Source organism: Planctomycetaceae bacterium (assembly GCA_041398785.1).
Lineage (GTDB): Bacteria > Planctomycetota > Planctomycetia > Planctomycetales > Planctomycetaceae > JAWKUA01.
The window spans coordinates 99988-120636 of sequence record JAWKUA010000001.1 but is presented as its reverse complement, the minus strand read 5'-3'; the positions used below and the strand labels follow the sequence as shown (position 1 = coordinate 120636).

The window sequence follows — 20649 nt, the reverse complement described above, 5'->3', positions numbered from 1 at the left end:
TCGTCAAAAGTCCACAGGCAGCGCTGCCGGCGTCACAGATACTGGCTCAGTTCCCTGGGATGGGAACACTCACGTTCGGCCTTCGCCATGACTCCGGATAGTTTGTTGACCGTATCCAGCATGGCCTGCACCTGTCCGTGCAGCGGCACCAGAAATTCGTCTTCCACGCGCTGGCTGACCGGGTCGTTCCATTCCTCACGAGTTTCCAGCCACTGCTGTTCCAGCCGTTTCATGGCATCCTGCAGCCGAGCGGCCGGCGATAGAAAATCTGCACGTCTCATGGATCTGCCTCATCGGTCTTTTCAGGTGGATCAGGCGATTCCGGCTGCGGAACCGGGTCGCTGGCGGACCGCCGTTCGACGACCGGTGCCGCGACGTCGCCGTAGGCTTCCAGACGATCGATTGCGTGATGCAGCAGCCCCAGCAGCCGCGGCAGGTCGCGTTCGATCAGTTGAGTCATCTGGGACGACCGGCCGCGATATTCGTTCGCTTCGTGCAAAGCCGCCATGTTCCAGTGCTTAACGACCGGGATCTGCTTCTGAGCGAACTCCATTTCCTTCTTCACCCGCTCCAGATCCTTCTTCTCTTCGTAACAGGTCGGCTTGAAGTCTCCATGCCGCCTCATCTGGCACTGGTGCAGTCGCACGCGAGCTTCCGAAATGTTGCGATAACAGACTTCGATTTCGCGCTTCCAGAATGCAGGACGATCCCGTTCCAGCCAGCCCAGGATCCGCTGCAACTGCATTTCCAGAGACGACACGCACAGCCGGGCTTCTTCCTGAAACATGGCCACGGCGGCCGTGAACTGCCGGACGGAATCAAGTGATCGAACGTGCGCGGATTGGGACATGGAGGGCAGTTTTCAGCGTTTAGTGTTCAGTTCTCATCCGGGCAGGTCATCCCTGTTGCAGGTACTCTTCGATCAACTGAGCCTTTCGCAGCAGGTACGGAATGTAGGTTTCGTTGCTTTCGACGAATCGTCCCAGAGCTTTCATGTTGCCGGCGAAGTCTTCGGAAAACTTGATGTGCTCCTGATCGCGCCACGTCTGGCCGAGCGAATTCAACTGCCCGGCGATCACCGCTGATCGTTCATTGATTTCTTCATTGAAGCGCCGCAAGGTCTGAGCGAAGCGTCGCAGTTCGGCGGGATCAACGATGGCCTGAGTCATGACTGAGCTTTCGGGAAAGGATCGCGGGGCGGGATTCCGGAAACATCCAGCGATGAGCCGTGTCGGGAGTCGCCCACCGAACCGTGCCGACTTTTCGGTGCGTTCGTGAATCTCGCGGCGGATCCCGGTCACCGCCGCATGCCTTCGCGAGTGACGATTTTGCGTGTATCTGCCCTGATAAACGCGACTCGGCCTTCATCGTACGTGGCACGATCTCACAAATTGCCGGCTTTTCATATTCCCGGTGCGAAAACACAGACGGGGGCTGACAAATCGTGCCGCGCGCGACAAGTGTCTGCTGCAGCCGTGCGTACCCGTGCCGAAAGCACGACTACTTGCGCAATTCGCTGCCAAGCCGAGCCAGCAGAAAGATGTGCATCACGGAAAACACCAGCATGGCGATCACGCAGGCGAAACCCACCAGCGCGAACAGAATTGCGATCACGCCGCCGGCGCTTCCGGCGCCGCGCAATCCCGGCATGATCAGGCTTGTGAGCACAATCAGGACGCCGGATGACGGCAGCCCCACCAGAATGATCATCGCCTGCGACGCCAGGTCGTCGCGTCGCACGTGCTGCGCTACTTTTCGCAGGAACAGCTCGAAGCAGAAAAATCGCGCGAATCCGGCCAAGGCGCCGATGATGACCAGAACGAGGCCCGCTTCGCCCATAAACCGTCCAAGGCCGCCCAGCAGGTTCACGACTCCCAGCGAAACCGATGCGATGATCAGCGGCTTCGCCCCCGTGGACTCCGGAGTCCACAGACACATGACTTCCCCCGCAAACATCGCAACTGCGGCGGCGAGAATCACAACTCCGACTCCGATGACCGTGACACCGATTGTTGCGGCCGCACCACTGCCGCGCATTCCGGCTCCGGCGGCAACCATGGAAAACAGTGCCAGCATTCCCACAGCAATGATGATTGCGGCAACTGACCAGACCTGGATCAGCATTCCCGTGCCCGCGATTCTCAACCCTGCCGCGTCGCCCGACCTGCTGCGCGAGCGGCGGCGCGGGACGGTTCGCTCGACCGGAGCCGCGTAGGGGTTCAGATCTTCGTAGTTTTCGTAGGGGGAATCCGCTTCGTCTTCCGCTGCAAAATCATCGTCGAAGTCATCGATCTCGGGAACCGGGGGCCGACGTGAGGGCCGTCGCGTTCGTTCCACGGGCCGCGATCGTCCCCGACCGGTTGACGCTGGGGGCGGTGATCGTCGTGCTCTCGCAGCCGGACGTTCAGGCGTGCTCCTCTGCCGCGCCGCCGGCGGTTCGGGTTGCGGCTTTCGCGGCGGACTTTTCTGACCGGAATCCCTCGTCGTCGCAGCCGCGGACTGCGAATCACCGGCCGGAACCTGCAGTACGCTGCTGCACACCGGACAGCGAATCTTCCGGCCCGCGACGGAATCCGGAACCTGCAACGTCTTTGAACACTGTTTGCAGGGAATCAGTATCGGCATGGCATCTGACGCGATCGGCACGGGATGATCAGTGGTCCAGCCGATCCTGGCTCAGCAACCGGCAACTCTCCAGCATTGATCCGAACTGCCCGAAGCACGTCATTTCCAGTCATCAAAGCAGACCCCGCGAAGCTCGATAGCCGTATTCGATCGCAAACCAGTTTGCGTATCGCTCGCGGTCTACGAAGCGAGTGTTGCGGGAATCGTTGATGTGTCCGATCTCGTGGATCAGGACGTTGTTCAGGTAGTAATCACGAATTGTATGTTCGTTCCAGATCAGCCACCAGCACTTGCCATCCTTCACCCATCGCCCGCCAAACATTTCTGTTTCGATCCGCTGCTCGGGACTGGGAGCCCGACCGTACAGTTCTTCCAGGCTGTCTTCGATGGGATACAGATAGACGGCGGTTCCCCACTGCAATCCATAGCACGGAAACAGCTTTCGCTTTCGCGTGATGCGGCTGAACTGCACGGACTCAACGCCCGCTTGAAATTCTTCGGGCAGCTTTGAGATTCGTTCGGCGACTTCTTCAATCGTCACCGGATGGACGTACCCCTTGCCGGCGGGCTGCACGGTGAAACGAAGCTGACCGTCGCCGCGAGGTTCGTGCCAGACTTCCGGAGCGTCGAACGGGCGCCCTTCCGCAAGTCCCAGTCCGCGGCGCTTGTGAGCGGACCCGGGCCGCGCGGACGAGCGCCGCCCGGAGATCGCTCGACGCGTGTCCCGCCTGCTGCTGCTCGTAATTCGGCGCCGATCTCGACTCATGGAAGTACCTGCCGGGGGAGGCTTGTCGCTGTCTGGCCAGGCGACTGCCGACAACGTGACAGTCGCAGAACATGACAGTCGCTGAAACGGTCACCTTCCCTGGATTGCCGGGGACCGACATCACGCTGTCGAGTCCCGTCGATGCCGACATGCTACGGTCGCGGGAGCGGAAAAACAGGTGAACAACATAAGTCGGGGCTGGCAGGCAGGTTGAGGATCAAAAAACGGGATTCGCGGTGATCCGCGGGCGCGCCGGCGGGCCAATCATTGACGTAAGACGAATTCTGACAAAGCTTTGCAGAGTCGATGACTGCTGGCGTCCGATTGTGACGACGTGTACACCCATGCGCCCATCCTGTTTCGATACAACGGTTTGGGGCGCGGTGTTGCGATTTTCCAACCGGGATTTCACCCACCTGCTTGCAAAGTGAATAGCGATCGGCCAAAGTCTTGGCGTCGCTTCAATCACGGCAACGGCTGTTGATGGGGGGTGACGGGTTCCCAATTGCCGCTGAAATCAAATTCTGTGGAGTAAATGAAATGACGATGCTGAAGAATCTGCTGACCGGCGCGCCATCGGCGTTCATCGCAGCCGCTCTGCTGTTGGGCGTTTGTGTCGGATGTGGTGATGAAGCCAAGAAAGAAACACCCAAGACAGACGCAGCCGCAGGTGCCGCCTCTGGCAGCGATACCGACAAGTCCGCCGAATAGCAGAAGTTTTTTTTATCAGTGCAGCCGTCCGCTTCGTTCGGCTGAATGGAAAATCGGCCCGCCGCATCCGTTTCTCGGACGGCGAGCCCGGATCCTCCTTCCCAGAGTCGGTGACACGCGTCTAACGAGTGTTGCCGGCTTTGTTTTTTTGCGCGTCGTTTGTTTGATCAGCCTCAACTTCGAATGAAGGTCTGCGTGCCATGTCGCATGACAATCCGTTTCCCGAGTACCCCGCGAATCCCTATGCCAGCGAAGACCCGTCACTGCGGACTCCGACCGACATCGAACTGCCGGACGGCCAGCAGCGCGGCAAGGTCAGTCAGATTTCAACGGTCGGTATCCTGATGATCGTGCAGGGAGCACTCTGGATTCTGTGTGGCATCGGGGGCGTCGTCATGGCATTCGTGTTTCCCAGGATCCTGCAGGAACAGATGATGAACAATCCCGCGCTGCAGAATAATCCCAACCAACTGCCCCCGGAACAACTCGGACAAATCATGATGGCCGTTTACGGTGTCGGCGGCGGAGCACTGCTGCTGCTGGGCCTGCTGACTCTGTTCAGCGGATTTCGGATTCACCGCCATCGCGGCCGAGTCCTGGGGATTGTGACTCTGAGTCTTGGCCTGGGAACGATTCTGACATGCTACTGTTTCCCCACAGCTCTGGCGTTGTTTATCTATGGACTGATTGTGCTGCTGGACCGATCGGTGAAGAAAGCGTTCGAACTGGGTGAGACCGGTTATTCGCCACTGGAAATCCAGACCGCGTTCGCGCGACTGCCGCTTCGATAGCGCATCGGCACCTGAGATCATGGCGCTTTGAAAGTGCTGCACGCCGACACGGTCCACTGAAGCAGCCGTCACTGGCCTGATGCGCCAACTGCGTTAACATGAGCGGACGCCGCTCAGCGAATGCAGAAATACCACAGGAGCTGCGAAGCAACTTCTTCTTCCCGCAGGTCCGGGACGGTCGATTGCGTCCGCCCGGTCGCCTGAAGCGAGTTCGCGATGGCATCCAACTATCGAACGACGTGTTCCAACTGCAGCAGGCGCCTGCGAGTCCCGGAGAATGCTCTGGGGCAGCTTGTTCGCTGTCCGTCCTGCGGCCACACCTTCGAAGTGATGGACGTTCGCGCGGCGACTCCGGCTGCTCCGGCAACTCCGGCGCCACCCGAACAGACCGTGTCCCGCACCGTCGCCGCCCGGGACGATGACTCGGATTCGGACAGGCGATCCGAGAACACCTGTGATCCTGATATCAGCATTGAGGGCCGCACCGGCCAGACTGTGGGACGCTATGAAGTCAGGGAAGCCGTCGGCCAGGGCGGCTTCGGTCGTGTTTACCGAGCCTATGATCCGGATCACGATCGGTTCGTGGCGCTGAAGATTCCGACCGTCGGCCCCAACCAGGATGTCCGCGTGAAGCGGTTCCTTCGCGAGGCCGCGTCGACGTCCCGTCTGCGTCACCGCAATATCGTCGCCACGTTTGAATCCGGTGAAACGGAAGACTGCTACTTTCTGGCGTCGGAGTTCATCGACGGGGAACTGCTGTCGGAACGCATCAAACGCGAAAAGATGTCCGTTCAGGACGCGGTGCGATGTGCCTGGCGGCTGGCCGACGCACTCGCGTACGCTCACAGCCAGGGAGTAATTCATCGCGACATCAAGCCTCAGAACATCATGCTGGATTCCGCCGGTGAACCGAAGCTGATGGACTTCGGGCTGGCAAAGGATCTGGAGGACGAAGCGGGAATCACCACCGATGGCGCCCTGCTGGGCACTCCCGCCTATATGTCGCCGGAACAGGCTCGCGGTGACGTCGGCCGCATCGGTCCGGCCAGCGATCAATACAGTCTGGGGGTCGTTCTGTACCAGTTGCTGACCGGCAGCAAGCCGTTCAACGGACCGCAGCATATGGTGATCGCTCAGGTCGCCAGCAACACGCCGCAGCCGATTCGTGCCGTCGATCCGACACTGTCCGCCGACCTGGACGCGATCTGCCGGAAAGCCATGCACCGCGATCCCGATCAGCGATATCTGACGTGTGCCGATCTCGCCGCGGACCTGCACGACTGGCTGCAGTGCCGTCCCGTTCGAGCAGGCTCGCTGTCAACTGTCCGGCGGGGCCTGCACACGCTGCGCAACAACGCACCTGTGATCGTGATGTCCACGATCGTGCTGGGAATCCTGGCAGCGGTTGGCTGGGCTATGCTGGGACAGGACGACAACTCCCGTCCGGATTCTCCGCCGCAGGTTGTTGACGGTTCCGATAAGCCTGATGACAACTCGTCGGCTGCGGGAACAACTCCCGATGAATCACCGTCCGTGACCGGCACGACCGGATCCGGCGGCGACGCGTCTGAAGGCAGCACATCCACCGACGTCGCAGCCGTTGACACGACCGCCGGCGAAACGTCTGCCGTTGACAAACCTGCCGACGGCGGCACTGGATCGGAAACGGGAATCGTAACGCCGGAAGTCACCGTGGCCGACGGAGACACTCTGACGGACGGAACCACGGCAGCGGACGGAACCACGGCGGTCGTTCCGCCGGTGAGTTCCGGTCCTGTGGTGCCGACTGCCAACAGAACCCACTTCGTCGGTTCTCACGCCTGTATCGACTGCCACCGATCGGAATACGTCGCATGGAGCCGCTCCAAACACGCGCGCGGCAGGAATCTTCAGGACTCCCCTATCGCCCAAAAGTATCTGGAAAAGCACCAGAGTCTGGATAGCTGCCTGGCATGTCACTCGCCGACCGAAGGCTCCACTTCCGGACAGATGGCGGTGGAAGCCGGCACGTCCTGCGAATCCTGCCACGGCGCTGCTGGCGGAGATGACGGATGGCTGGTGACGCACGCGCAGTACGACGACCGTGCCGCGGCGACTCGGCAGCAGGAAACGCCCGAACATCGGCAGGCCCGACACGATGTCATCAACCGGGCCGGCATGATTCGCCCGGTGCATTTGTACGAATTGGTGAAGAACTGCCACAGTTGCCACATCATTGGTGATGAAGAACTGGTCGCCGAAGATGTCGGGCACAAAGCGAAGAGCGAGCTGTTCGAGATCCTTCCGTGGATGCAGGGCGAGGTGCGGCACAACTTCTTTCAGGATTCCCGGCACAACGCCGACACGGCGTCTCTGTTACAGCGACAGACGAATCTGCCGACCGCCAACCGTCGGCGACTGCTGCTGATTGTGTCTCCACTGGTTGTAGCGGAGGTCTGCCTGAGAAACCTGGCAGCCACCAGCGGAACCAAAGACCTTGAGGGCGACGCAGTGGATGCATGGAAGGACGCCATCGACACGGCGAAGGACCAGTTGGAAGAGTTTGCCGAGATTCTGGAATCCCCGGAAGGCGAAACTGTGGAAGCGATCACGGTTGACCTGCTGAACGAAGCCGTCACTGTCGTCGACGATCTTGGCCGAAGGCTGCGCGACGTCAACCGGGAAAATGCCGCCGCGTCAGCCGACAAGATTGCGACCATCACAGTCAGGTTTCTGCAGCAGTACGACGGTTCGCAGTTCAGTGCTCTGGACGCCGACTTTCTGGGGCGTCCGACTCAGGGGAATGCGCTGGAGCCTCAGTTGCGGATGCAGGCGAGACGGGCGCCGTAATGCGCAGACGCCATCAGACGGACCGGGCGAGCGTGAAGCCGACTCCGCGAACGCAAGCGGTCCTACGCTCGCCGAACATAGCCAGCGGCGCTGCCGGAACCAATGGGCAGCAGTGACAGACGCGCCGACTGCATGCACGCCAGCGGCGGAGCTGCAGTTGCTGATCCGTTGTCACTTTCGGGAGTCGCCCAGACGTGCTGCCACTCGGACCATAAGATTTCGGTCTGAGCGAACACGACCGATTCCCGCGCGACGGGCTGCAGTCCGCAGGATGCCGCCAGACTGACGGGCATCGGACGCACCTGATGGCGACGATGCAGATCAACCGTCACCACCTTCTGAAACTGTCCTTCCGGCCAGATCTGCAGTCCTTCGTCGCAGATATCGTACGGATGAAGTCCCAGCAGGTGCCGTTCCATCTGTTCCCGCACCAGTTCGACACCGGCCTTGCGATAAAACCCCAGCAGCGCCGTTTCAAAGCTGTGCAGTTGCTCCGACGACAGATGATTCAGCCAGCCGCTGTCTTCGATCGTCGCCACCACCCAGCCGCTCTGTTCCTGAAACAGAAGTCGCAGCGGCAGACCGTGCAGCGTCGGACAGTCGAGCCGCAGGTGAATACTGTTGGACGCGGTGTGAACTTCGCCGCAGGTGATGTCACAGTTGTTCCACACCGAACAGTAGCGCAGCAATTGCAGCAGATCGCGATCGACGAATCGCCGGATGTCGCGTTCAACATGATGCAGCCGTTCCCGCAATGCGCGGCGTGTGCTGAAACGTTGAAACGAAACGACCTTGCGTTCCAGCCGCCGCATGCGATTGAACAGCTTCGGAAGCGTTCCGGAATGAAACCCTGGCTTCATCAGCCGCAACACCGTTTCGCCGTGTGACCCCACAGCCACGGGGCGCAGTCGCGGCACACGGTTCGAGTCGTACAGCCGCCAGTTTTCCTTCAGTTCCCAGACAATGAACCCGAAGATGCCCGGCAGAAACAGAATGGTGAACCAGGTGATCGCCGTCGCCAGAGCCACGCCAAGGTACGGAGTCAGCACCTGCGTCAGAGCCCGCTCCAGCACCAGGATGAATGGCAGAAAAATCTTGTGAGCCACCGTCACCACGGGAAAATGCTTCACCGGATGCAGCGTCGGTTCAATCAGCAGGTTGACGTAAATCCGGATCAGAAACACCAGCAGTGACCACACAACACCGGCACACGCCTTGACCACAAGAGTCACCCAGGTTTCGCCGCTGTGGAATCTCAGCCATTCATCCACCGCGTAGATGAAGCGTTCCACGACGTTCAGCATCCACTTGAAGCCGTCGATCACCCATTCGTAAAGCGCCAGAAAGACGCGGGCTCGCAGGTCATACCACGCGTTACCCAGCCATTCGGCCGTCAGTTCCTGAGCATCACGGCCCAGTCGGGAATTCACCGCTGCGCTGAACAGTCCGCCGATCGACAGCACCCACCACCAGCTCAGCAAGCTATCGTCAGCGCGACCCGCCAGCCACGGAATCAGACGGCAAAACAGCCACGACAGAAGAAACGGCGTGAAAAAATATCTCCGAGCCCGAACAAACCAGCGACTCTTCCAGACCCACTGCACGGGCGGAAAATGCAGCACAGCAACCGGCAGGTCGTAAACCAGCTTTCGTATTCCGCGCCAGACGATCTGCAGCAGATTGAACAGAATGCCGCGAAAGCCCGGCAGATGAATCACGGCCATCAACAGAAAACCCACCAGAACGATTGATGCAATCGACGGCAGTTGGTGGCTGATGATTTCTTCCAGCGACTGCGGAACGCTGGCGGGAACAGCCGCAAATTCGGTTGTCGTCGGTTCCCTTTCGCTGACAACAGTCTCCGGGCCGGAATTCACCTCGGAGCTTCCGTCGGCGGCGTTTGTGGTATCCGATGAATCCTCTCTGTCCGCGACGTCTGTGCCGGCGGACGAAGCACCGTCCCTCGTCGAAGACGCGTCGCTGGAATCGGATGCCGCCGCGGCTGTCGACCGATCGCCGTCGGCCGCGCGTTCGGATTCTTCGACGCCGGCGGTCGCTTCGTCGGAAACCGATTCGCCGTCAGACGGCGTCGAACCCGGTAGCGCTGCTGACTTCGACGAATCGTGTCCCTTACCCGTCACAACGTCGATCAGATGTTCAACGCCCTTGACCAGCACGACCGCTCCACCGAAGGGAATGAACAGGAACTGCGTCGCGAAACGTCCCGTCCGCGTTCCGAACGCCAGAGAACTGACGACCTGCAGCCAGCGCAGGTAGAACTCTCCGCGCCGGTAGACGCCGTCCAGGGCGACATCCAGTCTGTCGTCGGCTCGCAGCAGATGGTCACCGCGAATCAGATCGCGCGGATCGGTCAGGTCCGGCAGCTTCAGATCGTTGCGGCTGATGGCGTCTCGCAGATAGCCCATCGTCAGGTAGCCGCGTTCGGCGATCGTGTCGAGAGCCTCTTCCGTTAGTTTGTCGAACGCGACCTGTTCCGGAACACTGGCGGAATGCAGCCTGCCCGCTGACGTTGCACCGGTGTCGCCTCCGTCATCGCCGTCGACTGCAGCGAATTTGCAACCGGGAGGCGTGTAGAATCCCACATCGATCAGCGCCTGCCGCAGCGCCGGACGCATTCGCTGCCGCATCTGTTCTTCCGCCAGATCGGCCGCTTCGTGCAGCAAGGCCGCCAGTCGCGAACGTTCGTTGCCGGACAACCGCACGTAAACAAGCCGCGACGCGGAACTGGCCAGATGTTTGGCCATCATGACTTCGCGAATATTCGACAGCGGTCGCCGCAGCAGACGCCTGCCGCGCGACACAATCCACTTAATCAGATCGACTCGGTAGGTGATGCGTTCGTGATCCAGGCAGACTTTCTGCAGGTCGTACAGCAGCTTCTTGTCCGAATTCCAGAATCCGTGAGTCGAATTCCGCAGCAGTTCCATCAGAGATTTCTGCCAGTCATCGCTTTCACCGGCATCGAACTGCAGAGCCTGACGCAGCCGTTCCACCAGTTGCTGCATGTCGGCATCAGCGGCGACGCGGGCTTCACGTTTTTCAACTTCGCTCGGCGCGAACTCCGCCGCGCGAACGGCGGCAATGCCGGCTGCGACCGTGTTGCCGTGCTGGTTCGAACGTTCGCGCTTTCTGATCAGTCGCTGAAATCGTCCCCGCGACGGATGCACAGACTGGCCCCGGGACCAGACTTCCCGTTCGCTCGACAACTGCACTTCGTCCCGCTGAACCTCCGGCGTCAGATCGGGTTCCGGAGCTCCGTACAGGCGGCTGGCGTCGTAGACCGCCTGCGCCGAAACGTCCTGTATCAGAACGTCCTCAATGTGACGCCGGCCTTCCAGCGAAGGAAACCAGATCGGCACCATGTCCGGAGCGAACCGGGACAGTTCCAGAAACACGGCCGCAAACTCCGTGTACGCTTCGACTCGCGATTCCGGTTCGACCAGCCGCAGTTCCGCGCGCAGCACGGCGTGAGCTTCATCAAATTCGACCTGACCGATGTCTGCGATGCGAGCCTGCACGTCCGCTCGCGAAAGTCGCTCCGCGCGGTGCTGATCGGCAAGTGAGCGGTCGATCATGCCGTGAAACAGGCGTCGCCACATCGCCTGCATCAGGTCCTGCAGCGGCCTGCCGTTCAGATCCTGTTCCTCCGGCAGGGCAATCAGCAGAGCGTATTGCGGCAGCCCGCCGAAGGATTCCAGACCCAGCTCGTCCGGATGAGTCAGAGCTTTGACATCGTACGAAGAAACAAGCTGCAGTTCGGTGTGGGGAATTTTCGACGACAGTCGAGCGAACCCGTAGAGTTCCCGAATGACTCGGCGGACGACTCGCGGTTCGACCAGATACGCTCCGGCATCCGCGCGCCACACGGCTCGCCGCAGTTCGGAAATCCGATCGGTGGAAGTTGTCTCGGGCACGGTGACGGTCGGTCAGTTCAGAGATACGGCTGGCCACGGTTGAGCGTACTCTACCGACTGCCACGACCATCACGAAGCGCGTCGCCGCGAGGCTCGCCGTCCGTTGTTCCGGTCCAACGGGCCGGCCGTGCGTCCAGCCTGCGGCATCGCCCCAGGAATCGATTGCCGCAATCCCCGAAGTCTCAACGCGACGAAAGTTCGCTCCAGCGTCGAACTATGACGCGAACCGTCCGCGCGGCTGCAAAGGGCGATGCGTACGTGATTCCTTCGATCGGATTTCGAAATCCGATTGCAGAATCACGAATGAACTGCCGTCCCGTTGGGACTGAATCGTACGGTGGGCCGTTACCTGGCACGCTGTGCCAGGCTGGATGAATTGTCGTCCCGTTGGGACTGAATCGGTGGACCGTTGCTGAATCGCATCGTGTAGCCGAACACGATTCATTGATTGCGATTCCGATCCGATGCGATTCCGGTCCAACGAGCCACCAGTTCATCCAGCCTCGCCCATCGCCCCTGGAAATTGTTCTTGGCCCGACGAGCCACCAGTGCGTCCAGCTTGGGGCATCGTCCCAGGAATTCGTTTTCGGCCCAACGGGCCAGCAGTTCATCCAGCCTGGGGCATCGCCCCAGGAATCGACCCCCACAACACGCGAAGTCCCAACGCGACGGCAGTTCGAATGGCCTCGAATGCACGCTCTCCGTCAATTGTCGCCCGGTGCCGGAAGTACGTCCTCGACGCCTTCCGGCATCGTGAAATGATCCGGATTCAACTCCGGCTGCATCTCGACGATGTCGGTCAGTTGTTGCAGGCGTTCGGTCGCTCGCTGAACGGCGATCTGGGCATGGGCGTGGGCCCGTTCCCGCGCCGACATTTCCGTCGGAGTGAATGCGCGGCTGCTGCTTTTTTCATTTGCCATTTCCGCGACTCCCCATTCCTCCAGGCGTTGTTTCAGCACAAGCTCCGCTTCCTGGACATCCAGATTCAACAACCTGACCCGCGACTGATAATCCGTCCAGGCTCGGTCCCATGCGGTCTTGTTTTCCTTCAGCCGGAGGGCATTCTCGCGGATCACCGAAACGGGCATGTTGAACTCGAACTGCTTCTTCCGCCATTCTTCGGTGACTTCATTGCCTTCCGGAATCTCCACGCGGACGAAGCTGGCCCGGGCCAGTTCCTGCAGACCGGCTTTCTCATCGGCGGTCCATTCGGCGACGGGCTTTTCCAGCAGCCGCACCAGCTTCGCTCCGGCCGGAAACGATTTCGCGTACCGTGCGACTTCGCTGTGAGCACCCTCCAGCCGTGACCGCATGTCGGCAATCAGTTCGGGATCGATGCCGGGCAACCGGTCAGCGGGAGCGGCATCCGCACTGGTCACCGCGTTGCGGCGCTCGTACGTGACACTGCCCGCGGCTCGCGTCGCAGTGTCGGAATTGTCGGCGTCGGGGAATGGTCTTAGCGCGTTGTCGGAGAATGCCGCGGCATCTTCGTTCCGGCCGGAATCCGGTTCCAGAACCTGTGACACATCGAACGTGCTCGGATTCAGATACGGCGCATCTTCGGCGAGCGACTTGTAGGCACGCAGGTGCTCTTCGGCGCGACGCAGGCGGACCTGGCTGAGCGAAAGCGTCGCTTCCACCTTCCGAACTTCATTTGCGGCGACCGCATCCTTCTCCGCCAACTGCCGCATTCGCTCGGCCTGCTTCAGATCGGCGCTGGCGCTGGTGTTAGCCTCTTCGACATTCAGTTCCAGTAGGCGGCTGCCGGATTCGTAGTCTCGCCAGACCTGCTTCCATTCCGTCAGTTGGTTCTGCAGAAGAGTTCGCAGCCGTGCGACTTCCCTGCGAGCGGCTTCGACGTTGTATTCGCTTTCGTCCGTTTCAATCCGTTTGAGGTTGTCCAGGATGGAATCCCGACTTGTTGAGGCCTGGCGATACTGCTTTTTCAGTTCAGTGAACAGTTCGTCTCGTGGGCGAATACCGCCGGACGGAGAACCTGCAACGGAAATGGGATCTACAGATGTTGCGTTTCCGAACAAATCGGATGCGACCCCGGCCGGCATTCCCAACGGAATATGAGCCGGGCCGGCCAACCCAATCGGTGCTCCGGTCGTTGCAATCGTAACCGGGGCTGACCGAGACGTGAGCGATTCCCAGTTGACGCTGGGATCGAGCAGTTCTTCGACTCGCCGCTGAATGATCCGGTCTTTGTTCTGCTGCCGCTGGTCAAGTGCCGAGCGGACTTTTTCCAGCTTCTCGGTCAGTTGCTGAACCTGAGCTGCCTGTTGCTGCAGCCGTGCTTCGAGCGACTGAGTAACGAGGTTCCTGAGTTCCGCCTGTTGCTCACCCGTCGGTTCACCTGCTTCCCGTACTTTGCGAGCCAGTTCCAAAGCTCGCTGTTCCAGGGGATCGAGACGCGGCTGGCCGAAACCCGCCAGATCAGCGGAACCTGCGACGACCGTTCCTGCTGAAGGACCGCCGACCATCGGACCAAAAGGGCGGACGTTCAGCACTTCGCGTCCCTGAGCCGGCAGCTTCGCCCATTCTTCCGCGTTTTCGGCGGTGTCGAGTTCCCTTGTTTTCTGTTCAAGTCGGTCCAGAGCTTCCGGAGTCCCGGTGACGTTGAACGAATTCTCGTTGATGTCGTGTGCCCACATGCCTCGCGCGTTGAGCAGTTCTTCAACGCGAGGCAGCATCTGCAGCGGTTTCACATGCTTGAACTTCAATTCGCGAGTGACAGCATCCGCCGGAACAGGAGCATTCTGCGGCTGACCGCCGTGTGCCGGGTCGTCTGCGATGAACTGTGCCACGATCTCGCGCACACGCTCCACATCGCTCTTACGAGTGTCAACCAGCAGCAGCGGACCCTCAGGACTGCCGCTGAGCATGAATCGATCGACAACAACCGGCGCCTGTTCAAACGCTTTCCGCAATGCGTCGGCCTGATTTCCTCGAATCATCTCAGGCAGCCGAATCTGCTCGTTCACCCGCTGCAGCCGTTCATCCGTCGGCGACGTCCAGCGACCGGTTGACGCCGCGAATGTGTAGAGATGATCGCTGTCGAGAAACTGAACTCGATTTTCGCTTAGGAACGGCTGAGCGTCCGAATCAGCCGGAAGTCTGACAACGTCCCAAGTGCCGGTTTCGCCGCTGTACGCGGCCATGCCATCGCTGAGCTTCACTGCGGCGACAGCACCTTCGACCACCGGTACCACCTGTTCCTGCGGCTCAATCTTCAGCAACGTCCATTCGCCTTTGGTGTCGCTGAAGCCGCGCAGTTCGTCCTTGTTCTCTGACCAGGCCACCATGACTCCCTGACCGCTGTCGACGAGTCGCTCGTTGTCGAACGGCCCGGCCAGACCACCGCCGAAGCCGAAGCCGCCAAATTGACCATGTGCCGTGTTGGCCGTCGTTGCTGCGATCAGCAGCGCCGGCAGGATGAAGGAAATTCGAATGCCTGTCATGTTGTGACTCCTGTCAATGGGTTTGTCGTGATTGATATTTGTTAGGCACAGGGCCGGAGGCCCGAAACATTGTTAGCCGGTGGCGCAAGCCACCGGGCGGTACCGTGGGTTGTTCGACGTTTCAGGGCTGACGCATGCTTTTCTTTGGGTCGTTGAATGTGTGTTCGTTCTGCGATTAGTCCCGGAGGGACGGCAGATGGTAGCCTTGGGCGGCAGCCCAAGGGATCGGTCAAGAAAGGCGAGAAAGCCCCGGAGGGGCGACAGTGCATTGCCGTTCGCCGCTGCACTGCCGCCCCTCCGGGGCTTTGGGGCCGTCGCATCAGCAACCTCGGGCTGACGCCCGAGGCTACCATCTGTCGTCCCTCCGGGACTCACAAACGCAGCGATTGTTCCGCACCCCTTCCGACTAAAACGTGCTCAAGCGAATCAATGCGTCAATATCCACTTTCTAACAGCCGCAGGCTTGAACGACAGTGCTGTTCCTGTTCGGTTTGCGATGACTCATTCCATGTTCTCCAGCGACTGCATCACAGCGTCAAGTTCGCTGTCCAGCTCGTTCAATTCGGCTTCGATGGCGGGGTTCCAGTCGTCGGTTCCGTCGGAAGCTGCAACGACCTTCGATGAGTCATCTTTGGATTCGCCATCTTCGGACGCAGGTTGTGTCGAAGCGACCGAAGCCGCAGCGCCGGAGTTCTGCTCGTTCTTCGCCCCAACGCCCTCCAACCATTGAATTCCCACAGCTGCGGCGATGACGACCAGCACCGCCATCAGCCACGGCCAGCGGTGCAGCATTCTCCTGCTCGCCGGCACCAGCGATCTGACTCCGTCCGGCAGCGCGTTCGCGTTCGGTTGCTGAACGTGAGCCACACAGTCTTCCAGCAGCTCGGCCACGCTTTCGGACGACGAAAACCGATCATCGGGAGACTTCGCCAGCAGCTTGTTGACGATGCCTTCCAGCCAGTCGGGAATCTCACTGTTCAGTTCGCGAATCGACCGCGCTTCGTGATCGGTGACTCGGCGAAGAATGCCGTAACTGGTTTCCGCTCGAAAAGGAGGCCGGCCCGTCGCCAGCGCGTACAGCACGCTGCCGAGACTGAACAGATCGCTCCGCGTGTCGACAGCTTCTCCGCGAGCCTGTTCGGGAGACATGTATTGCGGCGTGCCGGCGATCAGACCCGTGCGAGTCAGCGTGGCGTCGTCGACAGCTCGCGCGAGTCCGAAGTCGGTCAGCATGACTCGGTCGACTCCGCGTTCCAGCAGAATGTTGGCCGGCTTGACGTCGCGATGAACCAGTCCCTGAGCGTGAGCCGCCGCCAGACCCTTCGCCACCTGCAGACCGATCCGCAGAATGTCGACGACAGGAAGCGAACCCATGCGGTCCAGCCGATCCTGCAGCGATTCGCAATCGACATACGGCATCACGATGAACGGCAACTGCCCGGAGGAATTCACCGTCAGAATCGGCATCACATTCGGATGAACGATCGCCGCCGTGGCCTGAGCTTCCCGGGCAAACCGCTTGCGAGCCGCGGCGCTTGTCGCCAGTTGCGGGGCCATGACTTTCACAGCCACCAGTCGGTTGAGTTCTTCCTGAAAGCCCTTCAGCACAATGCCATTTCCGCCGTGACCGATGATTGACCGCACTTCGATGTTGTCGATGCGGCCGAGTGCTTCGGCGCTGTCGCTGGGTTCCAGAAAGTCGACGGCAAAGTCGTGCGGCCTGACGTCCGCGTCGAAGAATTCACTGGCGCGCGAGACAGGGCTGACTCATCGCGAGGAATCAGCGTGGAGACAATTTGCCTGGCCGGATCGACGACGCCGGTTGTTTCGTTGCAGCACGCTTTCGATGCGAGACCATTCGCCGCTGCGTCCGGCAAGTTCTTCCAGCCGATCTCGGCAGCCCTCGCATTCCGCCAGATGAACGGCCAGCGTTTCTTCCTGCTGTTCGGTGAGCACATCGTCAAGCGACCGTCTCAGCAGGTTGTGATCGCAGTGTGTTGTGGGGGCGGGCATGGGTGTGGAGAAGAGTTCAAAGTTAAAAAGTTAAAGGGACATGCGATTGCGGACTGCGTTTGGGTGAGTCGCGCGAAGGTTGCGCGGGCGGCCCTCACCCCGATTTTTCTGCTGGACGCAGAAAAATCTCCCTCTCCCGCTTCGCGGGCGAGGGGACGCAATCCGGTCATCTTCAATTTCGTGGTTTACATTTTGTGATTTGTTGTTTGTGGCTTCTGATGTCCTCCCTCTTCACCTCATCACCTCATCCACCTTCGTTCTGATCTTCGCCATGATTCGGCTGCGGGACATGTAGATGCTGCCGGGGCTGAGGTTGAGTTCCGCGGCGACTTCGCTGACGCTGCGGCCTTCGATGACGGTGGCCCAGAATGCTTTCCAGCTTGATTCGAGGAATTCACTGCGGACCTGTTCGGCGGCCCAGACAATCAGTTCATGTTCGTAACGCTGAACCTGTTGTTCGTCCGGTTCGGCCGGAACATTTCGCAACAGGTCGACAAGTTCCGTTCCGCCGCGGCCTCCGGCCTGACGACGTTCTCTTGTCATGAATTTGATGACGACGTTGCGGGAGACGGTTGCCAGCCAGCGTCGAAATGATTCGGGCCTGCCGTCATCGTTCCAGCCGTCAACCGATTTTGCGATGGCCAGCAACACCTGCTGGACAACGTCGGGGACGTGCCGTTCGGGAACTCCCTGCCGAGCGGCCAGGCGGTTGAGGAATGGTTCGTAGGCATCCATGAAATCCCGCCAGGCCAGTTCGTTGTGCTGGTCCTTCAGCCGGACGATCAGGCTGAGTCGGGTTTCCGGATGCGGCATGATTTTCACTTCCTGCCCTGTTCAGTCCCTGTGAAACGAGAAATCTCACGCGTAGCGGGGAAAGTTTTCCGAGATTCGGCAGGAAGCCGCAAATCAGCAAGTGCGTTCGCTTCGGCGAGCGGCGCGACGTCAGTCCGCCATCGCGGCGACGGGGCCGTCCAGGACGTAAGCGGACTGACGTCTCGCTGCTCACCAAGGTGCGCCACGGCGCAGTGCTGGGCTGCAACCGCCTCGCTGGCAAATTGCCGCGACACTTTCGATAACATGACGGGTTCCTGTACTCACCGAATTGTCTCCCGTCCGCACACTTCTTTCCCTGAAGGACATCTCATGAGCCGCCTCTGGACACCCAATCGTCGCGACATCATTCGTCATCTGGCCGCCGGAGCCGCGGCGTTTTCCACGGCCGGATTGTTCGCCGAGCAACTCGCTCAGACAGCGCCGCTGACGGAAGGCCCGTTTTATCCCGATCACCTGCCGCTCGACACCGACAACGACCTGCTGGTCATCAATGACGGCATCACACCCGCAGTCGGTGAAGTCACGCATCTGACCGGGCGAGTTTTGACAAGGGCGGGCGAGCCGATTCGAAATGCCTTCGTGGAAATCTGGCAGGTGGACAATCACGGAGCGTACCTGCATACGGGAACCGACAATGCCGACAAGCGGGACCGGAACTTTCAGGGGTATGGCCGGTTTCTGACGGATTCGAAGGGTCAGTACTACTTCCGGACAATCAAGCCGGTGCCATATCCGGGCCGGACACCGCACATTCACTATGGAATCAGCCGCAACGGTCATCGCATCTTTACGACGCAGCTGCTGATCAAAGGTGAGCCACAGAATGAACGCGACGGCGTGTTCCGGCAGTTGACGGACGCGAAACAGCGCGAAACGGTCCTTGCTGAGTTCAACGCGATTCCGGGCTCAAAGATCGGCGAACTGTCAGCGAATTTCGACATCGTGCTGGGAGTCACCGCCGAAGAACTGGAAGACGGCAGCATCCGGGGCGTCGGAAAATCGGAACGCGACTCCCGGCGATAATCGCTGGTTCGCGACTTCTCGGCGATGATTGCCAACTCCTCCGCTTCGATGCGGCACGGCGCAGACGATTGGCGGAGCCGTGCGGTGGCGTCGAATGCGTCAGACTGTACGATGACCGCCGGAGTACCTCACCACAATGCTGTGCTGAGGTCTCCGGTGAACCGTACCGAAACCCGCACACTGGCATGAGGGGAACTACGTCATGATCGCAAGCCGTCGCCGTTTTCTGCAGTACACCGCCGGCACCAGCGCCGTGCTGGCAATGTCGGGAATCAGCCGTCTGAATCTGAAGGCCCTCGGATCCGTCGTCAATGACCGGCATTTCGAGGTGGTGGATGTCAAACGCACAACGGTCAGGCTGGAGTTCCGTCCGACGCCCCGCCGAAGCATGGATCGCGAACTTCCGCATTGGCGGTATGCGGAACTGTGCGACGTCAAACTCAAGTCGGGAATCACAGGCACCGGTGAAACGATGCTGTACTACACCTGGGGCGTTCCGGGTGACGAAGACGTCCAGCGCGTGATTGGAAAAAACGCCGTAGACCTGATGTGGGACGATTCGCTGGGTGCCGGTTTGCAGATGGCGATGTTTGACGCCGTGGGCCGTACGGCGGATGTTCCCGTGCATTCTCTGCTGGGCCACAAGGTTCACGACACAACGCCGCTTTCGTGGTGGAACATCGACACGTCGGCCGAAGACATGGCCAGCGAATGTGCGGAGGCTCACCGGCTGGGCTATATGTCGTACAAGACCAAAGGGCGACCGTGGTTTGACATCTTTCGCCAACTGGAACTTTCGACGAAAGCTGTCCCGCAGGAATTCAAGATCGACATGGACTTCAACGACACGCTGCGAACCGCCGAACAGGGGATTCCCATCCTGCAGAAGCTGGAAAAGTACCCACAGGTCGATATCTACGAATCGCCGATTCCGCAGGGCGACGTCGAAGGCAATCGAAAAATCGTCGACGCGACTCGCGTCAACATCGCCATGCACTACGGCAATCCCAAGCCGGCGGTTGTCGTGCAGTCCGGCTGCTGTCACGGATTCGTGGTCGGCGGCGGAGCGACTCGCACGACGGACGCGGGGCGCTTCTGCGAACAAGTCGATATGCCGTTCTGGCTGCAGCTTGTGGGAGCTGGTCTGACGGCCGCGTTCAGCCTGCAGTTCGGCGGCGTGTTGAAGCAGGCTCGCTGGCCCGCCGTGAACTGTCACCAGCTTTACGAGAATGATCTGCTGACGGAACCCATACTTCTGAAGGACGGTTTCGCGGCAGTCCCCGATCGGCCGGGCATCGGCTACGAAGTGAACCGCGATGTGGTCGAGAAACTGAAGATCAACAAGCCGTCGGAACGGCCGGATCCGGAACGCATGGTGGCCACAACATTCGCCGACGGCCGAACTCTGTACACCGCCAACACCGGCAAGGTGAATTTCATGCTGACGGCCGGCAACGAAGGCCGGTACGGCTATTTTCTGGACGGTGCCGATTCGAAACTTGTTCCAAACGACGGTTCGGAGCGGTGGCGCAGTCTCTACCAGAAGTCACGCGAACAGGGACCGGTGGAGGAATAGTGGCTGACTTTCGCCTGCGCCCAACACCACCGGTGCCGCAGCCACTGCCGGCACTCGTCGTCTGATCCTGCACTTCCGTCTG

General features: G+C 60.2%; 15 protein-coding genes. 6 read left to right on the top strand and 9 right to left on the bottom strand.

The window, feature by feature from the left end; translation table 11 throughout:
* Nucleotides 1–32 precede the first annotated feature (32 nt).
* The 5 genes from R3C19_00510 to R3C19_00490 all read right to left on the bottom strand — a co-directional run bounded on the left by R3C19_00510 (nt 33) and on the right by R3C19_00490 (nt 3391).
* On the bottom strand, nt 33–281 hold the full coding sequence (locus tag R3C19_00510) for a hypothetical protein (protein ID MEZ6058823.1): 249 nt from the start codon (nt 279–281) through the stop codon (nt 33–35).
* The gene (locus tag R3C19_00505; protein MEZ6058822.1) at nt 278–850 is read right to left on the bottom strand and encodes a hypothetical protein; all 573 of its coding nucleotides are present in this window, start codon (nt 848–850) and stop codon (nt 278–280) included. Before R3C19_00505 ends, R3C19_00510 begins: the two co-directional genes overlap by 4 nt.
* Before the next feature lie 46 nt (nt 851–896).
* On the bottom strand, nt 897–1169 hold the full coding sequence (locus R3C19_00500; GenBank protein ID MEZ6058821.1) for a WXG100 family type VII secretion target: 273 nt from the start codon (nt 1167–1169) through the stop codon (nt 897–899).
* Nucleotides 1170–1500: 331 nt separating this feature from the next.
* Nucleotides 1501–2337: a hypothetical protein gene (locus tag R3C19_00495; protein MEZ6058820.1), complete on the bottom strand. Its 837-nt coding sequence runs from the start codon at nt 2335–2337 to the stop codon at nt 1501–1503.
* A 400-nt stretch (nt 2338–2737) separates the two neighbouring features.
* A complete protein-coding gene (locus R3C19_00490; GenBank protein MEZ6058819.1) occupies nt 2738–3391 on the bottom strand; it encodes a hypothetical protein in 654 nt (217 codons plus the stop codon).
* Nucleotides 3392–3841: 450 nt separating this feature from the next.
* Between R3C19_00490 and R3C19_00485 the strand changes: the two genes are divergently transcribed.
* The 3 genes from R3C19_00485 to R3C19_00475 all read left to right on the top strand — a co-directional run bounded on the left by R3C19_00485 (nt 3842) and on the right by R3C19_00475 (nt 7722).
* On the top strand, nt 3842–4102 hold the full coding sequence (locus tag R3C19_00485; protein ID MEZ6058818.1) for a hypothetical protein: 261 nt from the start codon (nt 3842–3844) through the stop codon (nt 4100–4102).
* Between the two features lie 200 nt (nt 4103–4302).
* On the top strand, nt 4303–4893 hold the full coding sequence (locus R3C19_00480) for a hypothetical protein (GenBank protein ID MEZ6058817.1): 591 nt from the start codon (nt 4303–4305) through the stop codon (nt 4891–4893).
* 216 nt (nt 4894–5109) lie between these two features.
* A complete protein-coding gene (locus tag R3C19_00475; GenBank protein ID MEZ6058816.1) occupies nt 5110–7722 on the top strand; it encodes a protein kinase in 2613 nt (870 codons plus the stop codon).
* A gap of 62 nt (nt 7723–7784) precedes the next feature.
* Here the strand turns inward: R3C19_00475 and R3C19_00470 are convergent, their stop codons facing one another.
* The 3 genes from R3C19_00470 to R3C19_00460 all read right to left on the bottom strand — a co-directional run bounded on the left by R3C19_00470 (nt 7785) and on the right by R3C19_00460 (nt 16765).
* The gene (locus R3C19_00470; protein MEZ6058815.1) at nt 7785–11657 is read right to left on the bottom strand and encodes a hypothetical protein; all 3873 of its coding nucleotides are present in this window, start codon (nt 11655–11657) and stop codon (nt 7785–7787) included.
* A 704-nt stretch (nt 11658–12361) separates the two neighbouring features.
* A complete protein-coding gene (locus R3C19_00465) occupies nt 12362–15121 on the bottom strand; it encodes a hypothetical protein (protein MEZ6058814.1) in 2760 nt (919 codons plus the stop codon).
* A gap of 501 nt (nt 15122–15622) precedes the next feature.
* Nucleotides 15623–16765: a serine/threonine-protein kinase gene (locus R3C19_00460; GenBank protein ID MEZ6058813.1), complete on the bottom strand. Its 1143-nt coding sequence runs from the start codon at nt 16763–16765 to the stop codon at nt 15623–15625.
* A gap of 141 nt (nt 16766–16906) precedes the next feature.
* Between R3C19_00460 and R3C19_00455 the strand changes: the two genes are divergently transcribed.
* Complete coding sequence (locus R3C19_00455; protein MEZ6058812.1) at nt 16907–17332, top strand: hypothetical protein; 426 nt, start codon at nt 16907–16909, stop codon at nt 17330–17332.
* 33 nt (nt 17333–17365) lie between these two features.
* Here R3C19_00455 and R3C19_00450 read toward each other — a convergent pair whose 3' ends face one another.
* On the bottom strand, nt 17366–17947 hold the full coding sequence (locus R3C19_00450) for a sigma-70 family RNA polymerase sigma factor (protein MEZ6058811.1): 582 nt from the start codon (nt 17945–17947) through the stop codon (nt 17366–17368).
* A gap of 330 nt (nt 17948–18277) precedes the next feature.
* On the opposite strand from R3C19_00450, the gene R3C19_00445 reads away from it, so the two are divergent.
* Together R3C19_00445 and R3C19_00440 are read left to right on the top strand one after the other, a co-directional pair.
* Nucleotides 18278–18991 (top strand): protocatechuate 3,4-dioxygenase, encoded by a 714-nt coding sequence (locus R3C19_00445; GenBank protein ID MEZ6058810.1) that lies wholly within the window; start codon nt 18278–18280, stop codon nt 18989–18991.
* Nucleotides 18992–19193: 202 nt separating this feature from the next.
* Nucleotides 19194–20567 (top strand): mandelate racemase/muconate lactonizing enzyme family protein, encoded by a 1374-nt coding sequence (locus tag R3C19_00440; GenBank protein ID MEZ6058809.1) that lies wholly within the window; start codon nt 19194–19196, stop codon nt 20565–20567.
* The last annotated feature ends 82 nt before the right edge of the window (nt 20568–20649 follow it).